Origin of the sequence: Aliiroseovarius sp. F20344, from assembly GCF_023016155.1 — a bacterium.
Lineage (GTDB): Bacteria > Pseudomonadota > Alphaproteobacteria > Rhodobacterales > Rhodobacteraceae > Aliiroseovarius.
This window is the reverse complement of sequence record NZ_JALKBG010000008.1, coordinates 160,208-185,545: the sequence shown is the minus strand read 5'-3', so window position 1 is coordinate 185,545 and position 25,338 is coordinate 160,208. Positions and strand designations below refer to the sequence as shown.

General features: G+C 56.6%; 26 protein-coding genes. 3 read left to right on the top strand and 23 right to left on the bottom strand.

Annotated elements, in window-relative coordinates; all coding sequences use genetic code 11:
- Positions 1-180 precede the first annotated feature (180 nt).
- The 9 genes from MWU55_RS10070 to MWU55_RS10030 all read right to left on the bottom strand — a co-directional run bounded on the left by MWU55_RS10070 (position 181) and on the right by MWU55_RS10030 (position 7,739).
- Positions 181-1,305: a helix-turn-helix domain-containing protein gene (locus tag MWU55_RS10070; protein WP_246935999.1), complete on the bottom strand. Its 1,125-nt coding sequence runs from the start codon at positions 1,303-1,305 to the stop codon at positions 181-183.
- A gap of 290 nt (positions 1,306-1,595) precedes the next feature.
- Entirely contained in the window at positions 1,596-2,099 is a 504-nt protein-coding gene (locus MWU55_RS10065; RefSeq protein ID WP_246935997.1) for a cytochrome b/b6 domain-containing protein, read from the bottom strand.
- Between the two features lie 28 nt (positions 2,100-2,127).
- Positions 2,128-2,346 carry a hypothetical protein gene (locus MWU55_RS10060; protein WP_246935996.1) on the bottom strand — a complete coding sequence of 73 codons (219 nt, stop codon included), beginning with the start codon at positions 2,344-2,346 and terminating at the stop codon, positions 2,128-2,130.
- Positions 2,347-2,423: 77 nt separating this feature from the next.
- Complete coding sequence (locus MWU55_RS10055) at positions 2,424-3,512, bottom strand: HAMP domain-containing sensor histidine kinase (RefSeq protein ID WP_246935993.1); 1,089 nt, start codon at positions 3,510-3,512, stop codon at positions 2,424-2,426.
- Between the two features lie 178 nt (positions 3,513-3,690).
- Positions 3,691-4,374, bottom strand: coding sequence for a response regulator transcription factor (locus tag MWU55_RS10050; RefSeq protein ID WP_246935992.1), 684 nt, complete (start codon positions 4,372-4,374; stop codon positions 3,691-3,693).
- Positions 4,375-4,464: 90 nt separating this feature from the next.
- Positions 4,465-4,791 carry a PepSY domain-containing protein gene (locus tag MWU55_RS10045; protein ID WP_246935990.1) on the bottom strand — a complete coding sequence of 109 codons (327 nt, stop codon included), beginning with the start codon at positions 4,789-4,791 and terminating at the stop codon, positions 4,465-4,467.
- A gap of 70 nt (positions 4,792-4,861) precedes the next feature.
- Positions 4,862-5,149, bottom strand: a complete 288-nt coding sequence (locus tag MWU55_RS10040) for a hypothetical protein (RefSeq protein WP_246935984.1) — start codon at positions 5,147-5,149, stop codon at positions 4,862-4,864.
- Between the two features lie 69 nt (positions 5,150-5,218).
- Positions 5,219-6,748 (bottom strand): glutamate synthase-related protein, encoded by a 1,530-nt coding sequence (locus MWU55_RS10035; RefSeq protein ID WP_246935982.1) that lies wholly within the window; start codon positions 6,746-6,748, stop codon positions 5,219-5,221.
- Positions 6,749-6,752: 4 nt separating this feature from the next.
- Positions 6,753-7,739, bottom strand: a complete 987-nt coding sequence (locus MWU55_RS10030; RefSeq protein ID WP_246935979.1) for a glutathione S-transferase family protein — start codon at positions 7,737-7,739, stop codon at positions 6,753-6,755.
- On the opposite strand from MWU55_RS10030, the gene MWU55_RS10025 reads away from it, so the two are divergent.
- Positions 7,738-8,163, top strand: a complete 426-nt coding sequence (locus MWU55_RS10025; RefSeq protein ID WP_246935977.1) for a hypothetical protein — start codon at positions 7,738-7,740, stop codon at positions 8,161-8,163. The genes MWU55_RS10030 and MWU55_RS10025 overlap by 2 nt on opposite strands.
- A 104-nt stretch (positions 8,164-8,267) precedes the next feature.
- Positions 8,268-9,506 (top strand): helix-turn-helix transcriptional regulator, encoded by a 1,239-nt coding sequence (locus MWU55_RS16610; protein ID WP_246935974.1) that lies wholly within the window; start codon positions 8,268-8,270, stop codon positions 9,504-9,506.
- 143 nt (positions 9,507-9,649) lie between these two features.
- On the opposite strand, the gene MWU55_RS10015 is transcribed toward MWU55_RS16610, so the two are convergent.
- Positions 9,650-10,120, bottom strand: a complete 471-nt coding sequence (locus tag MWU55_RS10015; RefSeq protein WP_246935972.1) for a hypothetical protein — start codon at positions 10,118-10,120, stop codon at positions 9,650-9,652.
- Between the two features lie 190 nt (positions 10,121-10,310).
- Between MWU55_RS10015 and MWU55_RS10010 the strand changes: the two genes are divergently transcribed.
- Positions 10,311-10,505, top strand: coding sequence for a hypothetical protein (locus MWU55_RS10010; protein WP_246935970.1), 195 nt, complete (start codon positions 10,311-10,313; stop codon positions 10,503-10,505).
- 639 nt (positions 10,506-11,144) lie between these two features.
- On the opposite strand, the gene MWU55_RS10005 is transcribed toward MWU55_RS10010, so the two are convergent.
- From MWU55_RS10005 to dctP, 13 genes are all read right to left on the bottom strand, one after another.
- Positions 11,145-11,555: a universal stress protein gene (locus MWU55_RS10005; RefSeq protein ID WP_246935968.1), complete on the bottom strand. Its 411-nt coding sequence runs from the start codon at positions 11,553-11,555 to the stop codon at positions 11,145-11,147.
- Between the two features lie 48 nt (positions 11,556-11,603).
- A complete protein-coding gene (locus MWU55_RS10000; RefSeq protein WP_246935966.1) occupies positions 11,604-13,397 on the bottom strand; it encodes a thiamine pyrophosphate-binding protein in 1,794 nt (597 codons plus the stop codon).
- Positions 13,397-14,806, bottom strand: coding sequence for an aldehyde dehydrogenase family protein (locus tag MWU55_RS09995; RefSeq protein ID WP_246935964.1), 1,410 nt, complete (start codon positions 14,804-14,806; stop codon positions 13,397-13,399). The genes MWU55_RS10000 and MWU55_RS09995 overlap by 1 nt, the downstream gene beginning before the upstream one ends.
- Positions 14,787-15,701, bottom strand: a complete 915-nt coding sequence (locus tag MWU55_RS09990) for a sugar phosphate isomerase/epimerase (protein WP_246935962.1) — start codon at positions 15,699-15,701, stop codon at positions 14,787-14,789. Before MWU55_RS09990 ends, MWU55_RS09995 begins: the two co-directional genes overlap by 20 nt.
- Before the next feature lie 119 nt (positions 15,702-15,820).
- On the bottom strand, positions 15,821-17,011 hold the full coding sequence (locus MWU55_RS09985; RefSeq protein WP_246935953.1) for a Gfo/Idh/MocA family oxidoreductase: 1,191 nt from the start codon (positions 17,009-17,011) through the stop codon (positions 15,821-15,823).
- Between the two features lies 1 nt (position 17,012).
- Entirely contained in the window at positions 17,013-17,678 is a 666-nt protein-coding gene (locus MWU55_RS09980) for a hypothetical protein (protein WP_246935945.1), read from the bottom strand.
- On the bottom strand, positions 17,668-18,876 hold the full coding sequence (locus MWU55_RS09975) for a Gfo/Idh/MocA family oxidoreductase (RefSeq protein WP_246935943.1): 1,209 nt from the start codon (positions 18,874-18,876) through the stop codon (positions 17,668-17,670). Before MWU55_RS09975 ends, MWU55_RS09980 begins: the two co-directional genes overlap by 11 nt.
- Positions 18,866-19,690 carry a citryl-CoA lyase gene (locus MWU55_RS09970; protein WP_246935941.1) on the bottom strand — a complete coding sequence of 275 codons (825 nt, stop codon included), beginning with the start codon at positions 19,688-19,690 and terminating at the stop codon, positions 18,866-18,868. Before MWU55_RS09970 ends, MWU55_RS09975 begins: the two co-directional genes overlap by 11 nt.
- The gene (locus MWU55_RS09965) at positions 19,687-20,547 is read right to left on the bottom strand and encodes a shikimate dehydrogenase (protein WP_246935940.1); all 861 of its coding nucleotides are present in this window, start codon (positions 20,545-20,547) and stop codon (positions 19,687-19,689) included. The genes MWU55_RS09970 and MWU55_RS09965 overlap by 4 nt, the downstream gene beginning before the upstream one ends.
- The gene (locus tag MWU55_RS09960) at positions 20,544-22,427 is read right to left on the bottom strand and encodes a sugar phosphate isomerase/epimerase and 4-hydroxyphenylpyruvate domain-containing protein (RefSeq protein ID WP_246935938.1); all 1,884 of its coding nucleotides are present in this window, start codon (positions 22,425-22,427) and stop codon (positions 20,544-20,546) included. Before MWU55_RS09960 ends, MWU55_RS09965 begins: the two co-directional genes overlap by 4 nt.
- Positions 22,427-23,722, bottom strand: coding sequence for a TRAP transporter large permease (locus MWU55_RS09955; protein ID WP_246935936.1), 1,296 nt, complete (start codon positions 23,720-23,722; stop codon positions 22,427-22,429). The genes MWU55_RS09960 and MWU55_RS09955 overlap by 1 nt, the downstream gene beginning before the upstream one ends.
- Positions 23,719-24,285 carry a TRAP transporter small permease subunit gene (locus MWU55_RS09950; protein WP_246935934.1) on the bottom strand — a complete coding sequence of 189 codons (567 nt, stop codon included), beginning with the start codon at positions 24,283-24,285 and terminating at the stop codon, positions 23,719-23,721. The genes MWU55_RS09955 and MWU55_RS09950 overlap by 4 nt, the downstream gene beginning before the upstream one ends.
- A 27-nt stretch (positions 24,286-24,312) precedes the next feature.
- On the bottom strand, positions 24,313-25,323 hold the full coding sequence (dctP, locus tag MWU55_RS09945; RefSeq protein WP_246935932.1) for a TRAP transporter substrate-binding protein DctP: 1,011 nt from the start codon (positions 25,321-25,323) through the stop codon (positions 24,313-24,315).
- Positions 25,324-25,338: the final 15 nt, after the last annotated feature.

Sequence of the window (25,338 nt, the reverse complement as noted above, 5' to 3'; positions counted from 1 at the left end):
GGGCTCTGGGTAAGAGGTCGGCGGAAATGTCGGCATAGTTTGAGCTGCTACCTGAGTGGCATTGGCAATAACTAACGTAGCAGCGAGAATGAGGGCGCGCATTATGCATCTCCATTTATTGAGGAACTGATGCCTAATCCCTATGAAGATGGGCGTGCTCAATCGCGTCGATGTTGAAAATCAGTGCAGGTTTGCAGCTATTGGCGACGATTCATCAGAATCGGCTAGTGCGTTAGACTGCGCCAGTCGACGGTATTCAGTCGGGCTTTGCCCTACCTCTGCACGAAAGGCCCGATTGAACGGCCCTATCGATGCAAAGCCGACATTATATGCAATTTCCAGAACTGTTACGTTCAATTGGGTGGGATCTGTTAGAGCTGCACAAGCGGCTTCGATACGCGCGCGATTGATAAAGCTTGAGAAGTTGCGATGGCCCAAACCTTGGTTGATCGCACGCCGCAAACGGTGCTCAGGCACGGCAAGCTTTCCGGCCAGTGTGCCGATGGTCAGACCCTCCTCCCGCCAAACGCTGTTGGCCATCACGTCCTGGATGCGCGCAATGAGGGCGGGATCTGCAAATTCTTCTTGAACAGGCAGTTGGTTACCTCGTTCGGAGGAGACCTCACCCGGCCAGCGGCTCACATCGGGGCGCAGTAGCCAAACTGCAAAGGCAAGTGCCACTGCGAAAATGCCAAACGCCTGTGAAAGAGCAAGCAGCACAGTGTCTTCCTGCAACACACCGGTTGCTTGTCCGAGGGTTAGGAATAGCGCAAGACCAGCGATTGCTGCGGCAAACCCAGGCCGCGCCCGGCAGCGGCATTCCACAAGATCGTCTCGCGTGGACCAAATCGAAAGCGCAAAAAGGGCTCCGTAAAGCAGCACCCCCATTGGTAAACACACTGGAAAGGCGCTTGGGACTACCAAGTGGGAATAGAGTGCCGCTGAGGTGGCGACTGAAGCAAAGATCCAAGGCCATCGCTGACCCGGAGCATCGAGGAAGATGGTTATGATTAGCCAAGTTACTGCTATTGGTGTGACGCTAGAGAGAAGCGTGAGGTTCGAATGTAAGACTGGATGCAAATTAAGTGGCATCGCCGCCGTAGTGATTAGGAAAGCCGACATGGACACGGCAAGTGCCGTTACTGACAAGCGCCCTTGCCGGCCGATCGGCGCGCGCCAAATCAACATCGCCAGCAACAACAAGATCGTCACGGCGCCGCCACGCAGCGCAAGGTCAAGGAAGATCATATTCGGCCCACTCACATAATCGAGTACTGAATTTGAGTCAGTATAGCGTGTCGACATATCGGCGCGCGCCGATTTTTATAAAATGCACGCCGATTTTTAAAAACGATATGCTGGTTTGAGAATTTTAGTTGTGGAGCGCGGAAACCGCTAACTTTGTAAAGAGCTTTGCCAGCCTTGGTCGCCAATAGACCAATTCACCCGGCAATATCTTGTTCTGGAGCGGCCCCTCACTGCCAATCTAAATGATCATCATGGTGGTACTACGCCTCTTCAAAGCCGTCGCTAAGACTACCGAACAGCCGATCGCTTTACCCAATTTGGTGAAACGCAAGCCTCAGTAAGAGTTTCTACCTACTCCGAATCCGTCCAGTCATGCTCTCAAGCACGCCGTCACCACGGATGAATTTGTGCCAGAGCGCTCCTGCGATGTGGGCGAGCAAGAGAAGGGGTAAAGCCGCCAGTGCCGCTTCGTGAAGCCCGATCATCGCAGTCAGGAACACTCCGCTTAGAACAGGGGTCGCGTATCCAAGAGCGATCGCAAGGCCGGTCAAAACGATGCCGAAAACAGCAGCATAGAGACCAATGTGAACTGCGCGTGAGCCGAGGTGTTCCCACTTTGGAGCCGCCTGTGGTAATCGCGTTGTCCCACCGAAATTGTGGGTCCAGAACCAGCGCAGTAGAAACAGCCCGCCAAGCAACAGCGCAAAGACTATTTCTGATCGTATTAACGCCGGATCAGCCAACTGCGATACATCCTCGAGTCCCTTCAAATAGCCATATCCGATCAGTCCAGCAGAAAGCCAATGAATGCCTTTGGTGACAAATCCATGGGGGCGTGCGTAAGCTGTCATCGTAGAATCTCTCTCCCGGAATGCGCGATTAGGCCGCTGCCTTCTCGTCTTGATCAGAAAGCGTATCGCTGCCCTTCCGTGTCAGATTGGCAAACGGCGCCGCAATCAGGGCAATGCCGATACCGATGAGGGCAAACATCGCAAGTGCGCCGATAACTGCGAATCCCAATCCAGCCATGGCGATGGCCGCCACAAAGAGAACGGCGCCAGAAACGGCAGCGGTGATTTTATTGATCAGGGTGTTCATGTTGGTGTCTCCAATTTCATCGTTGTTTCGATGAGCTAGATATGGAGACCGTGAATTACGTAAGCCTGACTGGAGTCTTACAAATCTGCAAAGTTGAGAGCGACCTTCAGCCCTTGCGGCTTGACCTGAGAGATTTCCAGTTTTGCGCCATGCCGATCTGCGACAGCACGCACCAATGCGAGGCCAAGCCCAGAGCCTTCGGAGCTGCGCGCTTCGTCCAAACGAACCATTGGTTTGATGATCTCACCAAACTGAGAGGGATCCACACCTGCTCCGTCATCGTAGACTCCGATAGTCTGGCCCTGCGCAAACAACGTGATGTTTTGTCCGCCGTGTACCAGCGCATTCTGGATTAGGTTAGCCATGGCTTGCACCAGCATCTGGCGATCAGCTTCAACCTCAGAATGGGACACGGTTTCGAGGGTGAGTTTCTTTCCTTCATCCTCAACGACTGCTTCGAAAATCTCGAACACATCTGTTGTCAGATTATCCAATGCAACAAGTTCGAAGCCGTCTTTGCCTTGTGCCGCTTCAATACGCGCGACGCGCATGATCGTATCAAATATTTGGGAAAGCCGTTCGGCTTCTTCTAGTGCGGCGCTGCGACCCTGCCCGTCAGGCAACATCTCTAACTGCGCTCGTAAGCGCGCAAGAGGTGTACGCAAATCGTGAGCAATGCTGGCACTGAGATGACGGGTTTGAGACACGAGGCGTTCAAGCTCGGCCGCTGTGGTATCCAGTTGTCGGGCGATGTCATCCAAATCGTCCTTCGCTCTGATATGTTCGGTTCGCGCGGATAAATCCCCATCCGCCAATCGGCTGAGGGTGCGATTGATTAGCGCGATCCTGCGCTGCGCCAAAAGGCCTGCCCCGAACCCGATGGCCAGTGTTAATGCAATCACGATGAGCGCAGTGGTCCACAATATGCTCCCCAGAAGTTCTTGCACTTGCTCGCTTTCTTCCAGTGGAACGGCCACCATCACAGGTTCCCCCTCACTGTCTTTGGTAACCAAAACGCGCCAGACGTCTGAACGAAAAAGGGCTCGTTCAAGTTCAACCGTTCCACCCCCTCGGCGAACTGCGCGCTCGAAAGGTTTCGGTAGACCATCCAGATCGTCTCGTGCCCGCAGGATCATCGCAGGACCTTCGCCTCGGACGTCTTCCAACTCAGAAGCTCCTGCAAGAGCGACAAGAGACGTATCTATGCGCTTCTCAATTGCGGACTCTCCAAGAATCAGAGCAACAAGAATTGCTATGGCAAAACCGCACGCAAAAACTACTGAGAGCAGCAGAGAAAGGCGTAAAGCTGAAGAGCGGCGAAGCCACTCAAACTGTTTCAGTAGTCTACTTGCCAAATACATAACCCTCGCCTCGACGCGTTTTTAGCAATGCATCGTCAAATGGCTTATCGATCTTTGATCGCAGGCGGCTGATATGGGTCTCAACGACACTTGTAGTTGGATCAAAACTCATGTCCCAGACTTGCTCCAGCAACATCGTCCGCGTCACCAGCCGACCGGGTCGGCGCATGAAATACTCTAGAAGTTTGAATTCCTTAGCCATTAGGTCAATCGCCTGCCCATTCCGCTCGCAACGCCGAGACAGAAGGTCAAGCGTCAGATCGTTGTATTTCAGCTCAGTCTGTTGTGCAGTCGCGCTTTCATTGCCATCGCCACGCCGACCAAGGGCGCTGACCCGCGCAGACAGTTCTGCAAAAGCGAAAGGCTTGGTCAGGTAGTCATCTCCTCCGGCCTCGAACCCTTCAACACGCGCATCTACTTCGCCCAACGCCGTCAGAAACAGCGCTGGAGTATTGTTCTTCGATGCACGCAAAGATTTCAGAACCGCCAAGCCATCCAGGCTGGGCACCATGCGATCAAGAATGAACACATCAAAATCTTGTCCCATGGCAGCCATTAATGCGTCTTTGCCATCCACGAAGTGGTCTACAACATGCCCTTCTTCGCGAAGCCCACCTGAAATCCATGCGCCAAGCTGATCATCGTCTTCCAAAAGCAAAATTCGCATGGTCGTCCCTGCATCTTGTGGTCAAACGGTTTGAGGCTGCCGTCGCCGGCAGCCTAAAGAGGAATTATCGAAAATGAAATCCGCTCGATCTTATGCGTCGTCGGAATCGTCGGCTTTGTCACAGCCCTTGCCGTCTTCTTTGACTTTCAGAACATCCCCTGTGTCTGCGGCGATCTTGACTTCCTTTTCGACACCATCCGCGTCGGTGATTTCGACCTCGTAAACCTGCTTACCGCGGCGATCTTCAAGTTCGACTTCGGTGACTTCGCCAGGCACTTCGGCCAGAGCGATCTCGATCACCTGTTCCTCGGTCAAATTCGTCGCGTCGGCCACTGATTGCGCTGAGACCGCACCTGCGATACCGCCTGCCAAAATCAGACCGGACAATGCGCTTACTGTGATGAGTTTCGTGTTCATGTTGTTTCTCCATTTTAATGTTCTGGAGGGCGTTGCTGCCTTCCGATGAAACAGAAATGGAGTGCTCAGATCACAAGCGCCCGACACGGGGCTTACAAATTCGTAAGGTTGCAGTCGCAGCCCGGATTTCGGACATTCGCTGCGGCCAACCGCATTGGATCTTTTTTGAGCCCCTTCGACGGCAACTTGCTACGTTTTGCAAGGGGTCGGTGCCCCAACGAAACTGGTTAGGACCAAGGTTGTCATTTGCCGAGACATATCGGGTATCTAAATCCCAATCATCACGAGGATAGGTTTCCAATAGAAACCGCATCTCTTCGGGCATGTCGTGATCACCCATTTTGTAGGTATCGAGCATTGGTCTTCTCCTTTCCGCCAAGATGTGGGAGCCGTTCGTCCCCACACCAGATCTTGAAGGGTAAGGCGGCTATGCGACGCCTGCAAAGCGAATGCCGCTCAAATCCGCGATTTCACGTTTCCAGGTGGTGATGTCGTTTTGCGTGAAGCCCGACAGGTGTTCGTGGCCACACGCTCGCGCAAGCACTTGCATTAGTTCGACCGAAGCACCGAAGTATCGCGCCAGCCGTTCTGCCCCAACTTGCACGTCCAACCGTTTGCGCAGCTCAGGCTTCTGCGTGGCGACTCCAACCGGACAGTTGTTCGAGTTGCACATGCGCGCAGCGATGCAGCCGACGGCCTGCATGGCAGAGTTCGACACCGCAATCGCGTCCGCACCCAGTGCCATCGCCTTGGCAAAGTCTTCTGCCACCCGCAACCCGCCTGTTATGACAAGCGTAACTTCTCGACCGGTTTTGGCATCGAGATGTTTGCGCGCCCGCGCCAAAGCCGGGACTGTCGGGACCGAGATGTGATCGCGGAAGATCAACGGAGCCGCCCCCGTGCCTCCGCCGCGCCCGTCGAGGATGATGTAATCGGCAGACGCCTCCAGCGCGAAATCAATATCGTCTTCGATATGATTGGCCGAAAGTTTGAATCCGATCGGAATGCCGCCCGACCGCTCGCGCACCTGATCCGCGATCCGTTTGAAATCAGCGGGAGTGTGCAGATCAGGAAAGGTGGATGGTGAGATCGCGGAATGACCCGGCTCCAACCCGCGCACCTCGGCGATCTTGCCTTGCACCTTGTCTCCGGGCAGATGTCCACCTGTTCCGGTCTTGGCCCCTTGGCCACCTTTGAAATGGAAAGCCTGCACTTTGGCGACATGGTCCAGCGACCAGCCAAATTGGGCCGACGCGAGTTCATAGAAATAGCGGCTGTTCTCGGCCTGCTCTTCCGGCAGCATCCCACCCTCGCCCGAGCAAATGCCAGTTCCCGCCATCTGCGCGCCGCGCGACAATGCCGTCTTGGCTTCCTCTGACAGTGCGCCATAACTCATGTCGGAAACAAACAGCGGGATATCAAGGTGCAATGGCTTTGCAGCGCGAGGTCCTATGACGATCGAAGTCGCGACATTCGCTTCGTCCAACAGGGGCTTGCGCGCCATTTGTGCGGGCAAAATCTGGATGTCATCCCAGTGCGGCAGATCCTTTCGCGGCACCCCCATGGCGCCCATTTCACCATGATGGCCAAGTTTGGACAGACCATCTTTGGCAAGCGCATGAATGCGCGCGACAGTGGGTTCCTCTGGCGTTGGTGTAACTTGGGGAATGTCAGATTTCGGCGCTGGCGCAGCGCCACCAACACTGGCGTCGCCCAGCCGTGTGTGAGAGCCGTCACAAAACGGACCATTCGCAGTGGACTTGCACTGGCACAGTACAGCGTCACCATCTTTTTCCGCAGCAAACTTCAGGGGTGAAATACCCGTACCTGCATGGCTACCGTCACAGAATGGCTGAGTTTTGGAACGGCCACACTGGCACCAGTAGTATTCTTTGCCCTTCTCCAACGAAACTTTCGCAGGTGACTTGGCGGCAATGATTGGGACGGCTTGGGACACACTATTACTCCTGGCTGAACTTGTTTCTGTCATGTGGCGCATTGTAGTCCACATCTGGCCCTTTCGGGACAATTCGGGTAGGGTTCACGGTCTCGTGGCTGCCGTAGTAGTGTTTCTTGATATAAGGGATATCGACGGTCTCGGCGATACCGGGGACCTGATAGAGATCGCGTACGTAGTTCGACAGATTTGGATAATCGGCGATCCGGCGCAAGTTGCACTTGAAATGCCCAACATAAACCGGATCGAACCGTAAAAGCGTGGTCCAGAGCCGCCAATCTGCTTCGGTCTGATGGTCGCCCATCAGATAACGCTGCCGCGAAAGTCGGTCTTCCAGACAATCAAGCGTTTCGAAAAGCGGAACAACAGCTTCTTCATAGGCGGCCTGCGAGGTAGCAAACCCAGCTTTGTAGACACCATTGTTCACCGTGTCATAGATACGTTCGTTCAGCGCATCGATCTCGTCCCGCTCATCTTGTGGGTAATAGTCCCCCGGCACCGCACCGACAGCATCGAACGCGGAGTTGAACATTCGGATGATTTCAGCGGATTCATTCGAGACGATCGTATTCGTTTTCATGTCCCAAAGCACCGGTACAGTGACACGACCTGAGTAGTCGCGTTTCGCAGCTGTATATATCTGGTGCATGAAGTCAGCACCCTGCAGCGGATCGGGTGTTGACCCGTCGCCAGGCGCAAATGTCCAACCGTCTTCACCCATAAACCAATGCACGATCGAGATATCGATCATGCCCTCCAATCCCTTGAGCGCGCGGAAAATCAAAGTGCGATGTGCCCATGGACAGGCAAGCGAGACATAGAGGTGGTAGCGGCCTGGTTCGGCCTTGAATCCACTGTCGCCAGAAGGTCCGGCAGTTCCATCTTCGGTCACCCAACTCCGAAAGGCCGATGCTTTACGCACAAAGCGACCGTCGCTGGATTTCGTATCGTACCATTTATCGACCCACTGGCCGTCCTGCAGCAATCCCATGATGGATTCTCCTATTCCTGATATCCTATTCGCCAATCTGAGTTGTAAGCATCACGGCCTCTTGTCACTTGCCAATGGTGCCGGGTTGCGCTTCGAAGGCCTGCCCAATCCCGTTGCCGGAAAACGCTACTTCAACCCCAACACCAACCCGAGCGTTGCCGAGGCGGTGGAGCATTGGATTGAAACCAAGCGCGGCACTGTGAATCCGCAGACCATCTCGGGTTACCGTCCTTTACTCAAGATCATCGTGGGGCCACTGCGTCAAGGCACCCCACAGGAGCGGGCGCACTATGCCCTGACCGGCAAGAAGCGAAGGTACGACACCAAACTCTTGGAGATGCATGGGCCCTACAAAGTCAGCGAGTTCACCACAGCGCAGCTGCGTCGCTGGCACAACCCAATACTTCGAAGTGTGAAAGCATGACCTGCCAGCAGTATCCTCTGCCTTGACGAAAGTGTTTTCAGTGTGAACTAATAAGATAGCTACGTGACTTATAGAAGAAATTGGCTGAAGTGGGGAGGTCAATCGTGGCAGGCTCTGATATTAGAGCAGCACAAGAGCTAAGCGAACTCATTGGACTTATTTACGATTCTGCGCTTGAACAGAACCAGTGGGAGAGGCTGCTTCAAAAAATCTGCGAGATGTTTCCCGGCCATATGGCTTTGACCGGGACTTTTGACGGCGGCCATTTCCTTGGAGGATACTCGCCTTCTGGTTTTATGACCGAAAAATTTAAATCCATGTATGAAGCCCGCTGGGACGAGGGGCATTTCATTGGGGATCAGACGGCCTATGCCGATGAAAGAGCGGCAGCGCTTCGCCGTGATCCGCCGACCTTGGGCAGGGTGCGCAGCTCGCGGGATTGGTATTCTGATGAAGAGTATCGCAATACGGCCTTCAATAAAATTTTCATGAAGCCAGTCAGAACCGGCCATTGGACGACCCTCGTTTTCGCACTGAATGGAACGCGTTTGGCGGCCCTCATGTTTTTTGAGAACGAAGAAGAAAAGCTCGAAAAAGACTTCGTTGGTCTCCGACAATTGTTGGAGCTCATTTCGCCTCATGTGGTGCGCGCGACAAGGATTGCTCGGGCGCTTTATATGGCAAAGGAAGTTGCCGAAACTTACAAAGGTTTTTTGGATGCGATCGCCATCCCTCTATTAATCTCCGACAGCGGCCGGACATTACAGATGGCAAATTCGGCAGGGCAGCGCCTTCTGGATCGAGGGGACATATTTCGGCTGTCCCAGACCGGAAGCCTATCATTGGTCGATGCGCATGATTTCAACGCGTTTCGCAAGATCCTGCTTGATGTCGAAATTGATAACGATGCGCGGGGCTTACGGCTTGAACAGGCGGATGGTGTCGTATCGCTTTGCGTCGCGCCGTTCCATCCTTCCATGGTCACGCATCTACAGGCGGAGAAGGACGTGTTTGATAAGGACCAGTTGCTTGCGATTTTTGTCGGAGCACATGGAACACATTCCATAAATCCGGGTTTGTTGCAGGATGTTTTCCAACTAACTCCCCGTGAAGCGACGATTTGCAACGCATTGGCCTCTGGTCAGACGCCGGTGCAGATCTCAAGCGAACTCGGGCGGGCTGAAAAGACCATCCGGAACCAAATTCAATCGGTGTATGACAAGGTCGGCGTCGCTTCAAACCGCGAGCTGTCAGACGCGTTGTCCGTATTCCGGGCTGTCGGCGCAATGTTCGATTCAGAAGATCCGTATTTGTTCGGGGAGCAGCCGCCACACATCACCTGAGATCGGGCTGGCGCTCAAAACAAAAAATCTTCTGGGGCGTCGACGTGTTTTCACAGAAAAGTTCGGCGTCATTTCTAAAACGCCGAACTTAGGTTTGTGGGTCGAAACGCTTCTGCGCTCGTCACTTCAAGGGGACTACCCCTTTAGTTTACGGCGACCGAGCCAAGTACATCGAGCTTCGAATCCCCGGTTTCGGGATTGGTTGCTGTGGTGAAGGTGCCGCCGCCCGTCGCATTGGCAAACTTTCCGGTCCCGCCCGAGACATACCACGTCCCTACCGAGGCTCTCTCCGGCGTCATACCCGTGACATTCCAGGGACCAAACCACGTGTCGCCATCGGCGTCGGACCACGTGCAGACCCCCATTCCGGACGCGCCCGCGCCAAGGGCAATCTGCATGCTGCCCAGACAATCACCGGTCATCCCATCAAGGGGCGATCCATTTTCGGGCAAAGTGTATGTCGATTTGAGGTCGACAAAAACGTGGGTCTCGCCAAGGGGCATGTATTGGTTTTCTGATTTGCCGACCGTCGATCCGCTGACATCATAGGAAGCGCCACCGGCAATCGCGGCGCTGGTTGAAGCAATAAATGCAAGTGCAGTAAGGGTTTTCATAAAATCTCTCCTTCGAAACATCTTCGACGCTTTTCATTTCAGCGCGCCGGTAGCTGATGTTTCGAACCTGGCATGGCGCTATTGGGACGCGCATGAGCAAAGCTACCCAAAGCGAGATGGGCAATCCTCCTCATGAAACGGGCGTCAGGTTCACCGCATTATCCAGATATCAGACAAAAGGAGTTTCAATATGCGTATGTTCATCAAAACCGTTAAAACCGTAGTTGCCGCGTCCACCATTGGTCTTGGACTTATCGCGGCGCCTCACGCGGCGCAGGCCATGCCGATGCCGACACTAAGCTATCCGGACGCCGGAAACGGGTGGGGCTGCCGTTTCACGAACACGTGCGAGAATGGCTCAACGCAGACGCGCGAAAACCGGTAAAAAAACTATAAATACTGGCTTGGCCGTATCTCTAAGTTGAAATGTGCGGCTAGCCAGAAATCTTACTGACTTCGAGCCAAAAGGCTCGAGTTATCGCAAAGCCCGAATTCTCTATAGTATACAAGGTCCGTATTGGCGGACGGCGTTGCTGCAATGGCTCCCTCATCGTTGACCGCTGACAGCTGCAAGCTCACTAACTATTCTCGATTAACGATTTGGATTTTCTTGAACCCTTCCTCCACATTTGCCTCCCCAACCCGAGTGACACAGAGGTGACACAGGACTGCAAGCAAACTGGTGACACAACGCGCGAATGGTAGACGGATACCGCCTAACCAGTTCAAACCTTTATCAAATCTGGGAAAGAGATTTGGTGGAGCCTAGCGGGGTCGAACCGCTGACCTCTTGCATGCCATGGGCGAGTTTGATTTGTCCGGCCAGTGGAGGCGATTGGAGCCAAACCAACAATAATGTATCTAGTTATGTGTTGATCGCAGGTGTGGCGACAAAGCGAAAAGACAAGCTTCGTAGAGTGTGGTTGAAAGTAGTTGAATCTGTTGGTGGTGACTGGAAAGTGACACAAAACAATACTCAAACCTGCATTCATCGTAGCAAATGACCTCTCACAAAACTCAGAAGTCACCTAATCACGAACACCGAACATGGCGCGCGCCTTGCTAGTCGTGACGCGGTTGAGCCAAGCGCATAGCCCTCGCTTCCTGGGCGGCTAGCGCCAGTGATGATCAGGTCCGCGCCGATTTCTTCGGCGTAGGTCGCTATCACCACACCGGGCTTCCCTGCAAGGGTTACGCGTTCAACGTCATCTTGACCGACCAAGGCGTCTTCGAAAGACTTCCGGACCTCCTGAACCATCTTTTTGCGATCGGGCTTCACCATCGCATATTCGGCGACATAGGCGGGAATATCTTCAAGCACGAAAACCGCAACGATGCGGCCTTCTGGCCCCCGCAATTGGCGGGCAGCTTCCAGTTTTCGGGCAAGCGTTTCGGTGTGGTCCAGAGCGACCGGAACGAGGATGATTTTGAACATGGTGATCCACCAGTAAAAGGCCGGGGCGCACGGCCCCGGCAGTTGGACTTAAGTCGCGACGTGAGACACGTCTTCGCCCGGCGAATAGATGTCGAGGATGTTCCAATGCCCTGTCGTCGGCGTCGGGTTGTTGATCATCGGAACGTCCAGCACCGTGGGCTTGCCGCTGGCAATTGCCGCTTCAAGCGCAGGCAGAAGTTCATCTGCAGACGAAATTCGAACCCCTTCAGCGCCATAGGCCTGTGCGATCTCGGCATAGCCCGGGCCGTTAGTGGGCGCGGAAGCAGTGCCCGGGAAGGTCGTGCCATAAGTCAGCCCATAATGGGCCTTTTGCAGGCCCGCGATGGTGCCGAATGCGTTGTTGTTCATCACCAGCCAGATGATGCCCAGATCTAACTCGACGGCTGTGGCCAGCATCGAGGGATTCTGCCCAAAGCCACCATCGCCCACAAGGCTGATCACCACGCGATCCGGCGCAGCCAGCTTGGCCCCAATCGTTGCAGGAGGGCCAAAGCCCATCGTGGCAAAACCGCCGGGGGTCAGGATCGAGCCGGGGGTCAGGATATCAAACTGCTGCCCAACTCCATTCTTGTTCCAGCCGACATCAGTGGTGATGATCGCATCATCGGGTAAAGCCTTGCGGGCATCGGCCAGAATCCGTTCGGGCATCATCGGGAAAGCAGACGAGGTCTGCATCTCGGTGTTTGACGCTTTGAACTTGGTGCGGAAGTCGGCGATCTCGGCCTTCTTCTCGGCGCGCTGGAAGCCGTCGGGATACATCTCTTTCGCCACGCGGGTCAGCACGCGTAGCGCAGCTTTCGCATCTGCCACCACTCCGATTTCGGTCGGATAGTTGCGACCGATTTCCTGCGGCTCGATGTCGATATGGATGACCTTGGTTTTGTCGTCCTTCCCGCCGATGTTGAACGTGTAACCGGGATACCAGCTGGAGCAATCGGCCTCTTTGAACCGCGTGCCCACGGCAAAGACATAATCGGCATTCAGGCAAGATTGGTTCACCAGCTCGGTGCCCCAAAAGCCCGTCATGCCCATGACCAGCGGGTGATCATCGCGCAGCGCACCCTTCCCCATCAGGGAATGCGCGACCGGCAGGCCCATATGCTCGACAAATTCGCGCAGCTCTTCGCTGGCTTGCGCCAGAAGGATACCGCCGCCCACATAGGCCACGGGGCTGTCAGCTTTTGCCAGCTTCTCGACAATCTCGCGCGCGGTTTCATCGTCAATCGACGGCTTCTTCAGCGCGCGGGTGTTGTCGATGATCCTGTCAAACGTGTCCGACGGGATCACTTCCGAGAAGATGTCCATCGGCACGTTGACCAGAACCGGACCGGGCTGACCGCTTTCGGCCAAGTGGAACGCCTTTTCCAGGATCTCGGCCATCAGGTCCGCCCGGTCCACGCGCCAAGCGCGTTTCACGAAGGGGCGATAGATTTCCCACTGGGCCGCGTCCGCGTGCAGGTTCACCTCTTGGTGCGGGTGTTTGCCGTAGTAGTGGGTCGGAATATCGCCCGCGATCACCACCATCGGGATACAGTCGAGCGCCGCATTGGCGACCCCGGTGGCGCAGTTCGTCAAACCGGGAGAGAGGTGTGACAACACCACCGAGGCCTTACCCGTCACGCGCGCATAAGCGTCCGCCGCGTGGCTGGCAATTTGTTCGTGACGCACGGTGATGAAGTCAATCGGGCTTTCGGCAAGTGCTGCCAGAACCGCGATGTTAGTGTGACCACACAGGCCAAACACATGCTCGACCTCGCGCCGTTCCAGAAAGTCGACGATATGTTCGGCAACCGTTTTGCCCGTTACGTTCGCTCCGTCCATCACGCGACCTCCTGTCCAAAGAACTCGCCAAACAGCTCCTCTTCCGAGGGGCGATCTTCGGCGATGGGCCGCGAGACCCATGTGTAGTTCATCATGTGTTTCATGGTGACGTTTTCATTGGTGATGTTGCCGCCCCAGATGCCGCAACCCAGCGAGCTGGTCATCGGCATACCGTTGGTCCAAGCCCCTGCATTGGCTTTGGATTGCGGCTGGCGCACCATCATGCGGCTGACTGGGGCAAGACGCGCCAGACGGTCGATGTTTTCGTCTTCATGCGAGTAGATGCCGCAGGAATGGCCCTTGCCGCCAGTGGCGTAGATTTGGCTGACCGTGTCGAGCGCATCATCGAAGGTCTCGAAGTGATAAAGCGCCATTAGCGTGGTCAGCTTCTCCTTCGAGAACTTGTGCTCTGGCCCGATCTGGCCTTGGTTTTCTACCATCAGGAACTTGCGATCTTCGGGGATCGAGAAGCCAGCGACCTCGGCGGTCTGTTGCGGGCGGCAGGCGATGGTCGGGAAGGTACGGTTGCCCTTCTCGTCCCACATGGCCGCCTCAAGCATCGCCTTTTCTTCAGCGTTGCACAGATAGCCGCCTTCGGCTTCCAACGCCTTGACCATGTCGTCATAGATCGACTTCTGGATGATGATATTGCCATCGGCCGAACATCCTGACCCGAAATCAGAGGTTTTCGAGATACGGGTGTTCATGGCAGCGATGTCCAGATCGGCAGTTTCGTCAATGACAATCGAGCTGTTGCCCGCGCCAACACCATAAGCCGGACGGCCCGAGCTGTAAGCCGCTTTCACCATAGGTTTGCCGCCGGTAGCCAGCGTCAGATCGCAGATCTCCATCAGGTGCTGGGTCAGCGGAATGGATGGTTTGCGGATCGCTTGAAACAGGTCCTCGGGGGCGCCGACCGCACGACAGGCCGCACGCATCACTTCGGTCATTTCCCATGTGGTCTGGGCTGTGCGCGGGTGGGGTGAAAAGATAACCGCATTGCGCGCGTTGGCGGAAGACACGCCGGTCACGGGTGGCGTCATCGCCGGGTTGGTCATCGGGATGAGCGAGGCAATCACGCCCGCAGGTTTGGCGTATTTCACCAGCTCTTTTTCCTCGTCCACTTCTACCACGCCCGTCGACGGGGTGCGCAACACATCTCGCAGCACCATCTGGATTTTGAAGCGTTTGGCCGGGCGACCTGTGCGGTCGCCGATTCCGCTTTCATCCACGCCCTGCTCGGCCAGGCGGGTGAAAGTTTTCTCATTCCCTGCATACCAAGCAATTGCCTGTGACAGGCGGTTCAGGTCATCTTGCGACCAGTCTTCGATTTCAGCCATGGCCGCGCGCGCACGCGCCAGCATGTCGGCCGCCAACTGGCGGTCCGCGTCAGTGAGCTCTTTGCTCATGATGATCCTCATTGTGTTGGAGAGTAGCTGCATCCGGCATCCGGCGCTGAGAGCGCGCATCACCGAAAGTTCGTTTCGCGTGTTGCAAGCAACGCCGCGCATGTTCTTCGTATCCCAGTTCCGCAACACGGCTTTGGTTGGGTAGTTCGATGGAATAATCCACCGGCGGCATCCGTTCGATGATGCCAGCAAAATCAATCCAACCCTCGCCCGGATAGAGGCGCGCATCTCGGGCCAGCTGGATCATCCCCTCGCGGGTGTCGGCGATGCCGGGCAGGCAGTCCGAGATGTGTAGAAAGTGAAAGAGTTCAGATGGAACGTGCAAAAGCTCGCCCAGATCGACGCGGCTGAGGTGCAGATAGAGCGTATCTACCAGAATGCCGCCATTGGGGCGGTCCGCAGCCCGCACGATGTCCAGCGTCTCGTCCAATGTCCGCAGGCGCGAGAAGGATGGGAATTCCAGATCAACAGAGATGCCATAGGGCGCAGCCAGATCGCAGGTTTCGCCATAGACATCGACAAGAAAATTCCGGTCGTCTCGGGTCGGTGTCCAGGCCGACATGATCATGCGCTTGGCCCCCAATTCGCCTCCGAGTTCCAAGGCGCGCTCGAAACTGCGGGGGTCCACGTCCTCGGTGATGCGGGCCAGTTCCACGTCCAGAACCTTCAATCCGGTCGAGGCCAAAGCCGTTTTCGTGGCCTGCACCTGCGCCTTGTCCACCGGAGCTTCCGTGAACTCCCCCGGCACTTTCATCGGGATGAAACGCGGGCTGACGGCGTCATAACCCGCACGCGCAGCGATATAGACCAGCTCGGGCGGCGACGCTCCGATCAGGGTCAGATGCGCCAATGAATACAGCGGTGTCTCATCGGCCTGTTGGGCAGTGTCGGGCATGAAATGGGCTCCGGACGAAATCAGCGAGTCGCAGGTTTATCCTACGCAATCTAAAATATCTGATATTTTTTAAAATATCAATTGCTGATTTCAGGCCCGAACCCCCCGCCCGGTTTAGGTCAGATCGCGACCCACGCCCCACCTTGCTCATTTGATCGCACCGAGGCCGCGATGAACTGCACTCCGGCTGCTCCTTCGGCCACTTTTGGGAAGCCTAGCCAACCCTCGGGCAGCGCCACCCCATCGCGCCGTGCCGCCACGGCCATGGCGAACTCGGTATAGAGATTGGCCCAAGCCTCGATGATCCCTTCGGGGAAGCCGCGCGCGGTGCGGACAAGACGTTCGGTGGCCGCGCTGACCCCATGGCCATGTCCCCGGCTGATCACGCGATCCGGCTCGCCGAAGCGATAGAATTTCAGCTGCTCGGAATTCTCCAGATCCCATTCCAGACCACCCTCGGACCCATAGACGCGCAGCCTCAATCCGCCGCGATTGCCCGGCGCAAGACGGGTCGCCATCAGCGTGCCCGGCACGTCCCCCTGAAAACGTGTGAACATGAAAGCCGTGTCTTCAAGCGGTTTCGGCGCTCCGCAGACGTGGAACTCAGCACGCAAATTGGTCATTTCCAGACCGGAGGCAAAGCTCGCCAGATGGGCCGCGTGGGTGCCGATATCACCCACGCAACTTGTCGGACCCGAGATCTTCGGGTCGAGCCGCCATTGCACATGCGGCGCGTCGGCCGCGTCATCAGGAGTCATCCAGTCCTGCAGGAACTCCACATGGATCTGGTTGATGTTGCCAATACGCCCCTCGGCCACGATCTCGCGGGCCTGACGGATCATCGGGAAACAGGACATGACGTAGCCAACGCCGAACACTTGCCCGGATTGCGCGGTCAGGTCGATCAGCGCCGAGGCCTCGTCCACCTCGTTGGTCAGGGGCTTGTCGCAAATCACGTCAATGCCCGCGTCCAGAAAGGCCTTGGCGGCAGGGAAATGCAGATTGTTCGGCGTGGTGATCATCACCGCGTCGACGCCATCTGTCCGTGCGGCTTCGGCCTGTGCCATGTCCGCGAAAGACGCATAGCAACGATCAGGATCCATGAACCATTCCGCCCCGCGCTCCTTCGCGCGATCGGGATCCGAGGACAGCGCCCCCGCGACGACCTCCCAACGGTCGGTCATCCGTGCTGCGGTGGCCTGCGTGGCCGAGATGCGCCCCCCGCCAACAACACCAAGTCGCAAGCGGCGCGACAGGGCCGGGAATGGCTCATTGAAATCCAAGTTTTCAGGCAGAAGCTTGTCGGTCATTTTATCCTCCCAGTTTCGGGATCTCTGCCCCCTCGGGCAGGATTTCCAGCGCCATAAAGATGCTGGGCGTGGTCGTTTCATATTGGTGCCAAGGATAATTACCTTGGTCGTCATACATCGGACGATGGGTCATGCCTGGCGCCATTGATTCTTCCAAATACAGCGTGGCGGGATCGCGTTCGCGGCATTGCTGCATCTTGCCGAATCCAACGATCTGGGTGTGAACCTCGCGAAAGCCCGGAACCGGGCAAAACGGGTGGTCCTTGTGTAGGCCGACATTCAGCGGCACCGAGGCCGAATGATACATGGTCAGGCCGATGTTGCCGACGAAGACCTTGGGCGACATGTAGTGCTCTACCCCACGCAACCGATCTTCCCCGCGCACTTCAAACGCAGACGGCCACACCTGACGCACGTCCGCACAAAGGGCGGCGTCATCCGTATGTGCGTCGAACCTGTCCACCACGATGGCGCGGTCTACATCGCGCAAAGTGACATTGGAGAATATCGCCGATTGAAGCGGCGCCAGGGTTTGTTCTTCGATGCGAACGGTGCGGTCGGCGACATTCACAACAATCGCGCGGTCGGTGACCTCATACTGGGCCTCGTCCGTGACGTGGCGCATGCCGAAAAACGGTTCGGCGATGGTGACGGTTTCAATGGGCATTTGCGGCCTCTTTTGTCTGAATGGCTTCACTGGCGGGGAAGGTTTCGGGCAGCGGTTCGGGCACTGGGCACGTGCTGGCGATACTCTGGTAAAGCCCTTCGTGGGGCGCGCGGGCGATGGCGTCCATCACCTCGAACACATGGAAGGACAGTGCTCCACTTGCCCGCACAGGACGGTCCTCGCGCACCGCCAAAGCCAGATCGAGCAGACCCAGACCCCGGCTGTTTTCGTTGAAGCCGTGGTGGTTTTCGACCACTTGCCAGCCTTCTCGCCCGGTGGGCCGAGGTTGGTGCGACCAGCGCGAGGTCTCGCGCGTGCGCAGCCAGACCGGGCCGTGGAAATCATTCGCCCCATGAACCGGATCGGGATCGGGGATCGAGATCACGCCATCCTCTCCATAGATTTCGAACCGCGGGGTTTCACTGTCCCAGATATCGAAACTCATCGTCATGGACCCAATCGCGCCGGTTTCGAACTCGATCAAGCTGAGCGAATGGGTGTCGACCTCAACCTCCATCCATTCCCCATTCCGGGGGCCGTTTTCGATCTGGCGGCGGTCAAAGGCGCGGTTTGCCATGCCCGCCACTCGCGCGATGGGGCCAAGGCAAAATACCATCGCGGTCAGATAGTAGGGCCCAAGGTCTAAAAGCGGACCGCCCCCTGCCTGATAGTAAAAATCCGGGTTCGGGTGGTGCCGTTCCGTGCCATGCGTACCCACATGGGCAAATACCCCGGTCGGACGACCAATCGCTCCCTCATCGATCAGGCGCCGCACGGTTTGCCAACGCCCACCCAGAAACGTATCCGGCGCGTTGCCTAGTTTCAGCCCGCGCGCCTTGGCCAAGGCCAACAGCTCGCGCCCGTCGTCCATGTCCGTCACGAAGGGTTTCTCCGAGTAGACATGCTTGCCCGCCAAAAGCGCCCGCCGCGTGATGTCGGCATGGGCTGCCGGAGTGGTCAGGTTGAGGATGCAATCGATCTGGGGATCAGCGATTACCTCCTCCACCGAGCAGGCGCGTGCGATCCCATGCTTCGCCGCCTTTGCCCGGCTCTCCTTCAGATCAAGGCTGGCGCAGGCCACGACCTCGACCTCGACCTCGACCTCTGAAAATTTCGCAAGTGTAGTCAGATAGATGTCACTTATACGGCCACATCCAACAAGGCCGACCCGGAAGGTTTTCGGTGCGTCACCGGTCATCTTCTTTCGCTTCATAAAGTGGTAGATAGCTGGGCGGCATCGGACCTTTGTTCCGACCACCCTGGTTCATTTGCTCCCAGGCATGGGACAGCACGCCGACGGATCGGGACAAACAGAACAACCCGCGCGACAGTGGTGCAGGGAAGCCAAGTTCGCAGAAGATCACTGCAGTCGCGCCGTCGATGTTCATCGCGATCGGGCGCCCGCCACGCTGGCGGCCAAGCTCGGCTTGCACCTCTTCGCCAATATCGGCGAACCGCCCGGACACTGTGCCCTTGGCAGCAGCCTCGCGCACCAATTGCATCAGCCGAGGTGCACGGGGATCGACCGGCTTGTGAAACCTGTGACCGAAGCCCGAGACGATCTTGCCGTATTGCGCGCGCCAGTCGTCCAAGCCGCTGGCAACAGCGTCGTTCAATCCCTGCCCCACGCGCAACTTGTCCGAGATGTCATAGTAAAGCTCGGCGCATTGCTCACCCGCACCGCCATGCACATCACCAAGCATGTTAACAGCTGTCGCCATCGCATTGTTCAGCCCAACACCACAGGTCGCTGCCATACGCGCAGCGGCGATCGAGGGCGCTTGCGGCCCGTGGTCCACGCCGGCAACCAAAGCGGCCTCAAACAGGGCAGCTTCGTCAGCGCTTGGCATGTCACCACGCACCATCAACCAGATCATCTGCGGAAAAGACACATTGCCGATCAGGTCCTGAATTGGATGGCCTCGAAATTCGATTTTGCCCGGTTCCATGTCGATAATCGATGTACGCCACCAATGGCGGATGGCATCTGCATCTGAACGGTCACTGGTCATGCCATTTCCCTCCGTTCCTGAGACACAAGATGTCTGAAGTGTTTGGTCATGCGTTCGGGCGAAGCGGTCTTCCCAGTCAGCAAATGAAAGGCAGCGGCGGCCTGAAAGATCGCCATGCCTGCCCCGTCCATCGTCCGCAGCCGACGCAACGCCGCGCGTTTCAGCAGCTCGGTCTGGCGCGGGAAATAGATAATGTCGGCGACCCAACAGGCGGGGGCAAGACGGTCGGGGTCAAAGGCCATGCCCGGATGTGCATCCATCCCGACAGGGGTCGCATTGACCGCGCCGCTCAGGCTCGTGGGATCGGCACTTTCAAAGTTACGCGCGACCTGAACCTGCGCCCGCGGGCGTGCTGCTTTCAGTCGTGCCACAAGGGCTTCGGCGCGGTCAGTGGACATGTCGGTCACACACAGCGTACCGCAGCCTTGATCGATCAACGCAAGCGCAACCGCACCACCCGCGCCCCCTGCCCCAACCAACAGAACCTTCGCAATCGAGGCCATCGGCATCTCGCCACGCAACGCCGAGCGAAACCCGACATAGTCGGTGTTGTGGCCAATCCAGCGGCCATCTTCGAACAGGACTGTGTTCACGGCGCCAAGCGCCTGTGCAGTCTCGGAAAGGTCGTGCAACAACCCAACTGCGTCCACCTTGAACGGATGTGTCACGTTTACGCCCGCCATGCCTTCGGCCTCGGCTTGTCGTAGCATGTTGTCCAGTGATATCCCGTTGAACGGCGCTTTTGCGGTATCAAACCGGCGATATTCATATGCAAAGCCATGAGCTTTCGCCTCGGCCGTGTGCATGTCCGGTGTCAGAGACCCCGCGATGTTCTGTCCAATTAACGCAGCTTTCATGTGCGCGGTATCCCTGCTGGTCGTTGGTGTTTCATCTGTGCGGCCAGACGGGCAGACGCGTTGCGTGCACCATAGCCCGCATAGCTGCGGGTGCGCTGGACGATCTCGAAGAAGAAGCCTTGAAAGATCGGCTGGCTGTAGATTTGGAAGTAGGCCGTTTTACCTTGCTGGTCGTACAGGATGTTCCCCGTGCGCAAGCGCGCAATCAGGTCGCCGTCCAAGCCAAACTGTGCTTGCAGATCATCGTAATAGTTGGGCGAGATTTCCAATCGCGGGAAGCCATGTGCAGCAAGCTGTGTGGACGTTTCAAAGATATCATCGCTCAGGAAAGCGATATGCTGCACCCCTGCCCCGAATTTGTCAGCAAGGAACGAGGCTGCGAAAGTGCGATGCCCCTCGGCCCCGTTCAGGTTCAGGCGCACCTCGCCTTCCGGGCTCTCAATGGCTTGGCTGTGCACCACGCCGGCCGGGTCGGCGACATCAACAATTGGCGATTTCGCCATCTCGAATGTCGAGGTGTAGTATAGCAGCCAGCTTTGCATCTCTTCATAACGCATGGTCTGCGCGACGTGGTCGATACGGCGCAGGCCGGCAGGTTGCGTCGCTTCTGTTTTAGCAACCGGTTGAAACTCGATATCCCAAACGCGATGCAGATCGGATTTTTCGTCAATGAAATGCACGACGTTACCACCAACGCCGCGGATCGCTGGAATGTCCAACTCACCTGCGCCCACCGGTTGTGAGAATTCGGGTGTGCCTAGTGCGGTGGCGCGGGCCACGGTTTGGTCGGCGTCTTTCACCCGCAGCCCCATGTCACAGACCGACGGGCCGTGACCAATGAAAGCCGAATGCGCGAAGCCATCTTTTTCGGTATTTACGACGATATTAATCGCGCCCTGCCGCCAAAGCTCGACCGATTTCGAGACGTGTTTGCGTTCCATGCGAAAGCACATGGACGACAGCAGATCGGTCAGTTCCTTGCCGCTCGTGGTATCCGCCGCAAACTCGATAAACTCAAACCCCGAGGTGTAAACACGCGGCGGAAGATCGGGGATGTCGAATGTCAGATCGGGATCGCTGCGGGACACCTCATCAAGTAGGTTCACAAGCGCCCGATAGCCATCTTGCGCCAACGTGCGCCCGCCGGGACGCGGGCTGCGTTCGTTGACGCGCGCGACCGACCACGCGCCGGTGTAACCACTGCGCGCCAGTACTTTAACGAAGCCAGCAAGATTTAAAGATCCTAGACCGGGAAGCATTCCGAAATGCCGCTTCAGGCTGCGAATGGCCCCCTGCGTGCGCGGCGCGTCCGAAAGCTGCACATGGAACACTCGTTCGCCCGGCAGGTCCCGCAACTGGGCCGGTTTCGCCCCGTCTGCGAGTGAAAAATAGCTATTCAAGGCGAGGCCGAGATTAGGGCTGTTGATTTGTTCCACCAATTCCAAGGCTTGTGCATCGGTCTGGATCGACCCCGCCCAAGGCAGCGCAAGATAGGCCAGACGCATCCCGCGTGCCTTTGCCCTGTCCGCAGCTTCTGAAAGGTCTTGCAGTGCCCGATCCAACGGCACGTCAGGGCTAGACGCACCAATCAGCAGCAAGTCAGTCCCGAGCGCGTCCATCAGGTCAAACTTACGCTCGAGCCGATCAAAGGCTCGGGTACGCTCTTCGCCCTCCCAACCTTCAAGTTCGTTGAAGGGTTTTAGTAGGTTGATCGACAGGCCAAGCCCCTGCGCCATCTGCGCAACGTCTTCGGCGGATCCATGGAACCCGGTGAAATCCGGCTCGTGCAATTCCACAGCGGTAAAGCCAGCCTCCGCGATGACTGAGAGTTTTTCTTCCAGGTCACCGGGGATCGACGTTGTCGAGATTGCAAGAGACATTAGCCTTGGTATCCAAAGAGCCTCGGCAGCCACAGGATCATATCGGGCAGCAGCATCATCGCGATAAGCGCCAGAACCAACACAATCAGGAAGGCCCAGATTTCAGAAATGATTTCGCGCAACGGGATGTCGGTGACTGCGTTGATCACAAAGAGCAGGATCCCATAGGGCGGCGTAATCAAACCAATCATCGAGTTCACCACAACCAGAACACCAAAGTGAACAAGGTCGATGCCTAAAGCCTCGCAAGTTGGGATGAACAGCGGGACGATCACCAGAATAATCGTGGTCGCGTCCAAAACACAGCCAAGCGCCAAGATCAGAACATTTACCATGATCAAGAACATGATCGGGCTGATGTCCGATCCTTCCAGCATGGACGAGATCGCCTGTGGAATCTGTTCTTGGATCACAATGAAGTTCAGGATGAACGCGCCGCCGATGACGATCCCGACCGAGGCTGACGACCGGGCGCTATCAACAAACACCTGATAGAGCTTGCCCAGTGAAATGGCGCGGTAGAACATGAAGGCCAGCATCAGCGCATAGAATGCAGCAACAGCGGCAGCTTCGGTTGGCGTGGTGACGCCTCCGTAAATGCCGTAAAGCAGAATGGCGGGCATTAGAAGCGCGGGGAAGGCGTTTGCGGTTTTCCGCGGCAGTTCGCTCAGCGGAACCGGCTCTTCCAGCGCGAAGTCACGCTTGCGTGCCAAATAGCCGTTTATGCCCATCAGCACCGCGCCCATTATCAGGCCCGGCAAGATACCAGCCAAAAACAGCGACCCGATAGATGCCTTGGAGACAAGAGCATACAGCACCATTGGGATCGAAGGCGGAATAATCGGGCCAATCGTGGCCGTGGCGGCAGTGATCGCGGCCGCATATCCGCGCGGGTAACGGTCGCCTTTGGTCATCATCTCAATGATGATTTTGCCGATACCTGCAGCATCCGCGACCGCGGACCCAGACATACCCGAAAAGATAAGTGACGCGACAACATTCACGTGTCCAAGGCCACCTTTAAAGCGTCCAACTGCTGCCACACAGAAATTCAGAAGTCGGTCAGTGATCGACCCGGCATTCATGATATTGGCGGCCACAATGAACAGCGGCACGGCCAACAGAATGGTGCTGCGATAGAACCCCTGCAGGATTTTCTCGCCTGCCAAGGCAACATCGAGCCCAGCGACGCCCAAATAGACGACAGAGGCCAGCAAGATCGAGTAGCCGATCGGTGTGCCAATCCCCGCCAAAAAGAAGAGGGTGACAAGAAGGGAAATCAGCTCAAAGCTCATTTGTTTGTGTCCTCTTCGGAAGTCTCAGCTGCTTCGGCTTCGTGAAGTTCTTCAACGGCCAGCTCAAGTTCGGTTTTCGGGGGGCCGTTACGAAGGATATCGAAGAACAGCCATGCGTAGCGTACGGCGATTGCAACGATAAAGACGCCGTAGATCGAGAAGACATCGCGCAGCGGGATTTTGTTGCCCGTGAATGGGTTACGCACCGTCGAGGTCTTCCGGATTTTCATCCAGTCGATGTAGTCCAATGTCGGAAGAAGCGTGTAGAGCATCCCAACAACCAATGCGACGGCCGAGATAAGCGCAAAGACACGACGAACCGGTCTGCTGACCGAGAGATAGATGATGTCGAATTTCACCTGATCTTGTTCGCGCACCACGAAAGCGCAGCTGAAGAAGATCACCCAGACCCACAGGATACCAATCAATTCCAACGTCCATCCGGCGGGCGTGAACAGGTATCTAAGTGCGATCTGTAAAAGAAAGGTCAGGAAGATTGCCGCCAGCATGCCGCCGGCAATCGCTTCTGCAAGACGGGAGAACCACTTGAAGGCTTTCTCCATGGTCGTTCTCCCTCTTGTCAGGTTGGTTTAGTTGCCCAGCGCGTTGATTTTCTCAAGCACGCCTTCAGGCCAGCTGGCAGCGAACTCGGATCCAACATACTGTGCCTGTACGTGTGTACGGAAGGCTTCCAGATCGGGCTCGTAAACCGACATGCCTTGCTCTTCCAAGAAGGACACAAGACTGCCTTCCAGCTCAAGCTGCTTCTGGCGGCCGCTTTCGGCAGCAGCATCGGCTGCTTTCTGAACTGTGGCCTGTTGGTCGGCCGACAGACCATCCCAAACAGCTTTCGACATCGCGATGTAGTTCAGGTCAACAAGGTGCGACGTCAGAACGATCTGCTTGGTCACCTCGTAGAACTTTTTGTCCACAACGGTTGGCAGCGGGTTGTCTTGGCCGTCAACGGCGCCGGTCGACAGACCAGTATAGACTTCCGAGAATGCCATAGGTGTCGGAGCGGCACCAAGCGCAGCTCCCAGGAACTGCCAAGCATCCGTGCCCGGCATACGCAGGTTCACACCGGCCAGATCTTCTGGCTTCATGACGGTCAGCTCGTCTTTCGACTGACGCAAGTTCACCTGACGGCGCCCCAGATACATGACGGACAGCAGCTTGACGCCAAGCTCGTCTTCCACCTTCGCTTTGAACGGATCCATCAGCGGGTCATTGAAGACGGCAACCTGGTGGGCAGCATCCTGATGGACATAACCGGTCGCGAAGATCGAGAACTCGGGGAAGAACTGTGCCAGTTCCTGTGCCGAGGCGATCGACATCTCAAGGTTTCCGCGCGAAATCGCGTCAAGTTCGGTGCCCTGCGCAAAGATGGTGCCGTTATAGCTGGGTTGATAGTCCGCAAAGTCTGCAACCTTCGGGCCAAAGACTTCGGCCATAGCAACGGAACGCTGGTCCGTTTCCGAACCTGATGTTGCAAGACGTAGTTGAATTTTGTCAGCCGCTAAGCTGGCACCCGACGTGCCAGCGACAACGCCCGCTGCCACGATGGCAGAAATCGCCGCGCGGCGTGTAAGTTTGGTGATCATGATTTTCCTCCCTGA

Bases quoted from the DNA above. Each gene is read 5' to 3' on its own strand.
- MWU55_RS09990 (WP_246935962.1), bottom strand. From the start codon at position 15,701: ATGCCCGACACTGCCCAACAGGCCGATGAGACACCGCTGTATTCATTG.
- MWU55_RS10070 (WP_246935999.1), bottom strand. From the start codon at position 1,305: ATGTCGACACGCTATACTGACTCAAATTCAGTACTCGATTATGTGAGT.
- MWU55_RS09955 (WP_246935936.1), bottom strand. From the start codon at position 23,722: ATGAGCTTTGAGCTGATTTCCCTTCTTGTCACCCTCTTCTTTTTGGCG.
- MWU55_RS10045 (WP_246935990.1), bottom strand. From the start codon at position 4,791: ATGAACACGAAACTCATCACAGTAAGCGCATTGTCCGGTCTGATTTTG.
- MWU55_RS09985 (WP_246935953.1), bottom strand. From the start codon at position 17,011: ATGACCGACAAGCTTCTGCCTGAAAACTTGGATTTCAATGAGCCATTC.
- MWU55_RS10040 (WP_246935984.1), bottom strand. From the start codon at position 5,149: ATGCTCGATACCTACAAAATGGGTGATCACGACATGCCCGAAGAGATG.
- MWU55_RS09970 (WP_246935941.1), bottom strand. From the start codon at position 19,690: ATGACCAGTGACCGTTCAGATGCAGATGCCATCCGCCATTGGTGGCGT.
- MWU55_RS09965 (WP_246935940.1), bottom strand. From the start codon at position 20,547: ATGAAAGCTGCGTTAATTGGACAGAACATCGCGGGGTCTCTGACACCG.
- MWU55_RS09980 (WP_246935945.1), bottom strand. From the start codon at position 17,678: ATGCCCATTGAAACCGTCACCATCGCCGAACCGTTTTTCGGCATGCGC.
- MWU55_RS10025 (WP_246935977.1), top strand. From the start codon at position 7,738: ATGATGGATTCTCCTATTCCTGATATCCTATTCGCCAATCTGAGTTGT.
- MWU55_RS09960 (WP_246935938.1), bottom strand. From the start codon at position 22,427: ATGTCTCTTGCAATCTCGACAACGTCGATCCCCGGTGACCTGGAAGAA.
- MWU55_RS10030 (WP_246935979.1), bottom strand. From the start codon at position 7,739: ATGGGATTGCTGCAGGACGGCCAGTGGGTCGATAAATGGTACGATACG.
- dctP (WP_246935932.1), bottom strand. From the start codon at position 25,323: ATGATCACCAAACTTACACGCCGCGCGGCGATTTCTGCCATCGTGGCA.
- MWU55_RS10000 (WP_246935966.1), bottom strand. From the start codon at position 13,397: ATGGACGGAGCGAACGTAACGGGCAAAACGGTTGCCGAACATATCGTC.
- MWU55_RS09995 (WP_246935964.1), bottom strand. From the start codon at position 14,806: ATGAGCAAAGAGCTCACTGACGCGGACCGCCAGTTGGCGGCCGACATG.
- MWU55_RS10010 (WP_246935970.1), top strand. From the start codon at position 10,311: ATGCGTATGTTCATCAAAACCGTTAAAACCGTAGTTGCCGCGTCCACC.
- MWU55_RS10050 (WP_246935992.1), bottom strand. From the start codon at position 4,374: ATGCGAATTTTGCTTTTGGAAGACGATGATCAGCTTGGCGCATGGATT.
- MWU55_RS10005 (WP_246935968.1), bottom strand. From the start codon at position 11,555: ATGTTCAAAATCATCCTCGTTCCGGTCGCTCTGGACCACACCGAAACG.
- MWU55_RS09975 (WP_246935943.1), bottom strand. From the start codon at position 18,876: ATGACCGGTGACGCACCGAAAACCTTCCGGGTCGGCCTTGTTGGATGT.
- MWU55_RS10065 (WP_246935997.1), bottom strand. From the start codon at position 2,099: ATGACAGCTTACGCACGCCCCCATGGATTTGTCACCAAAGGCATTCAT.
- MWU55_RS10060 (WP_246935996.1), bottom strand. From the start codon at position 2,346: ATGAACACCCTGATCAATAAAATCACCGCTGCCGTTTCTGGCGCCGTT.
- MWU55_RS10015 (WP_246935972.1), bottom strand. From the start codon at position 10,120: ATGAAAACCCTTACTGCACTTGCATTTATTGCTTCAACCAGCGCCGCG.
- MWU55_RS09950 (WP_246935934.1), bottom strand. From the start codon at position 24,285: ATGGAGAAAGCCTTCAAGTGGTTCTCCCGTCTTGCAGAAGCGATTGCC.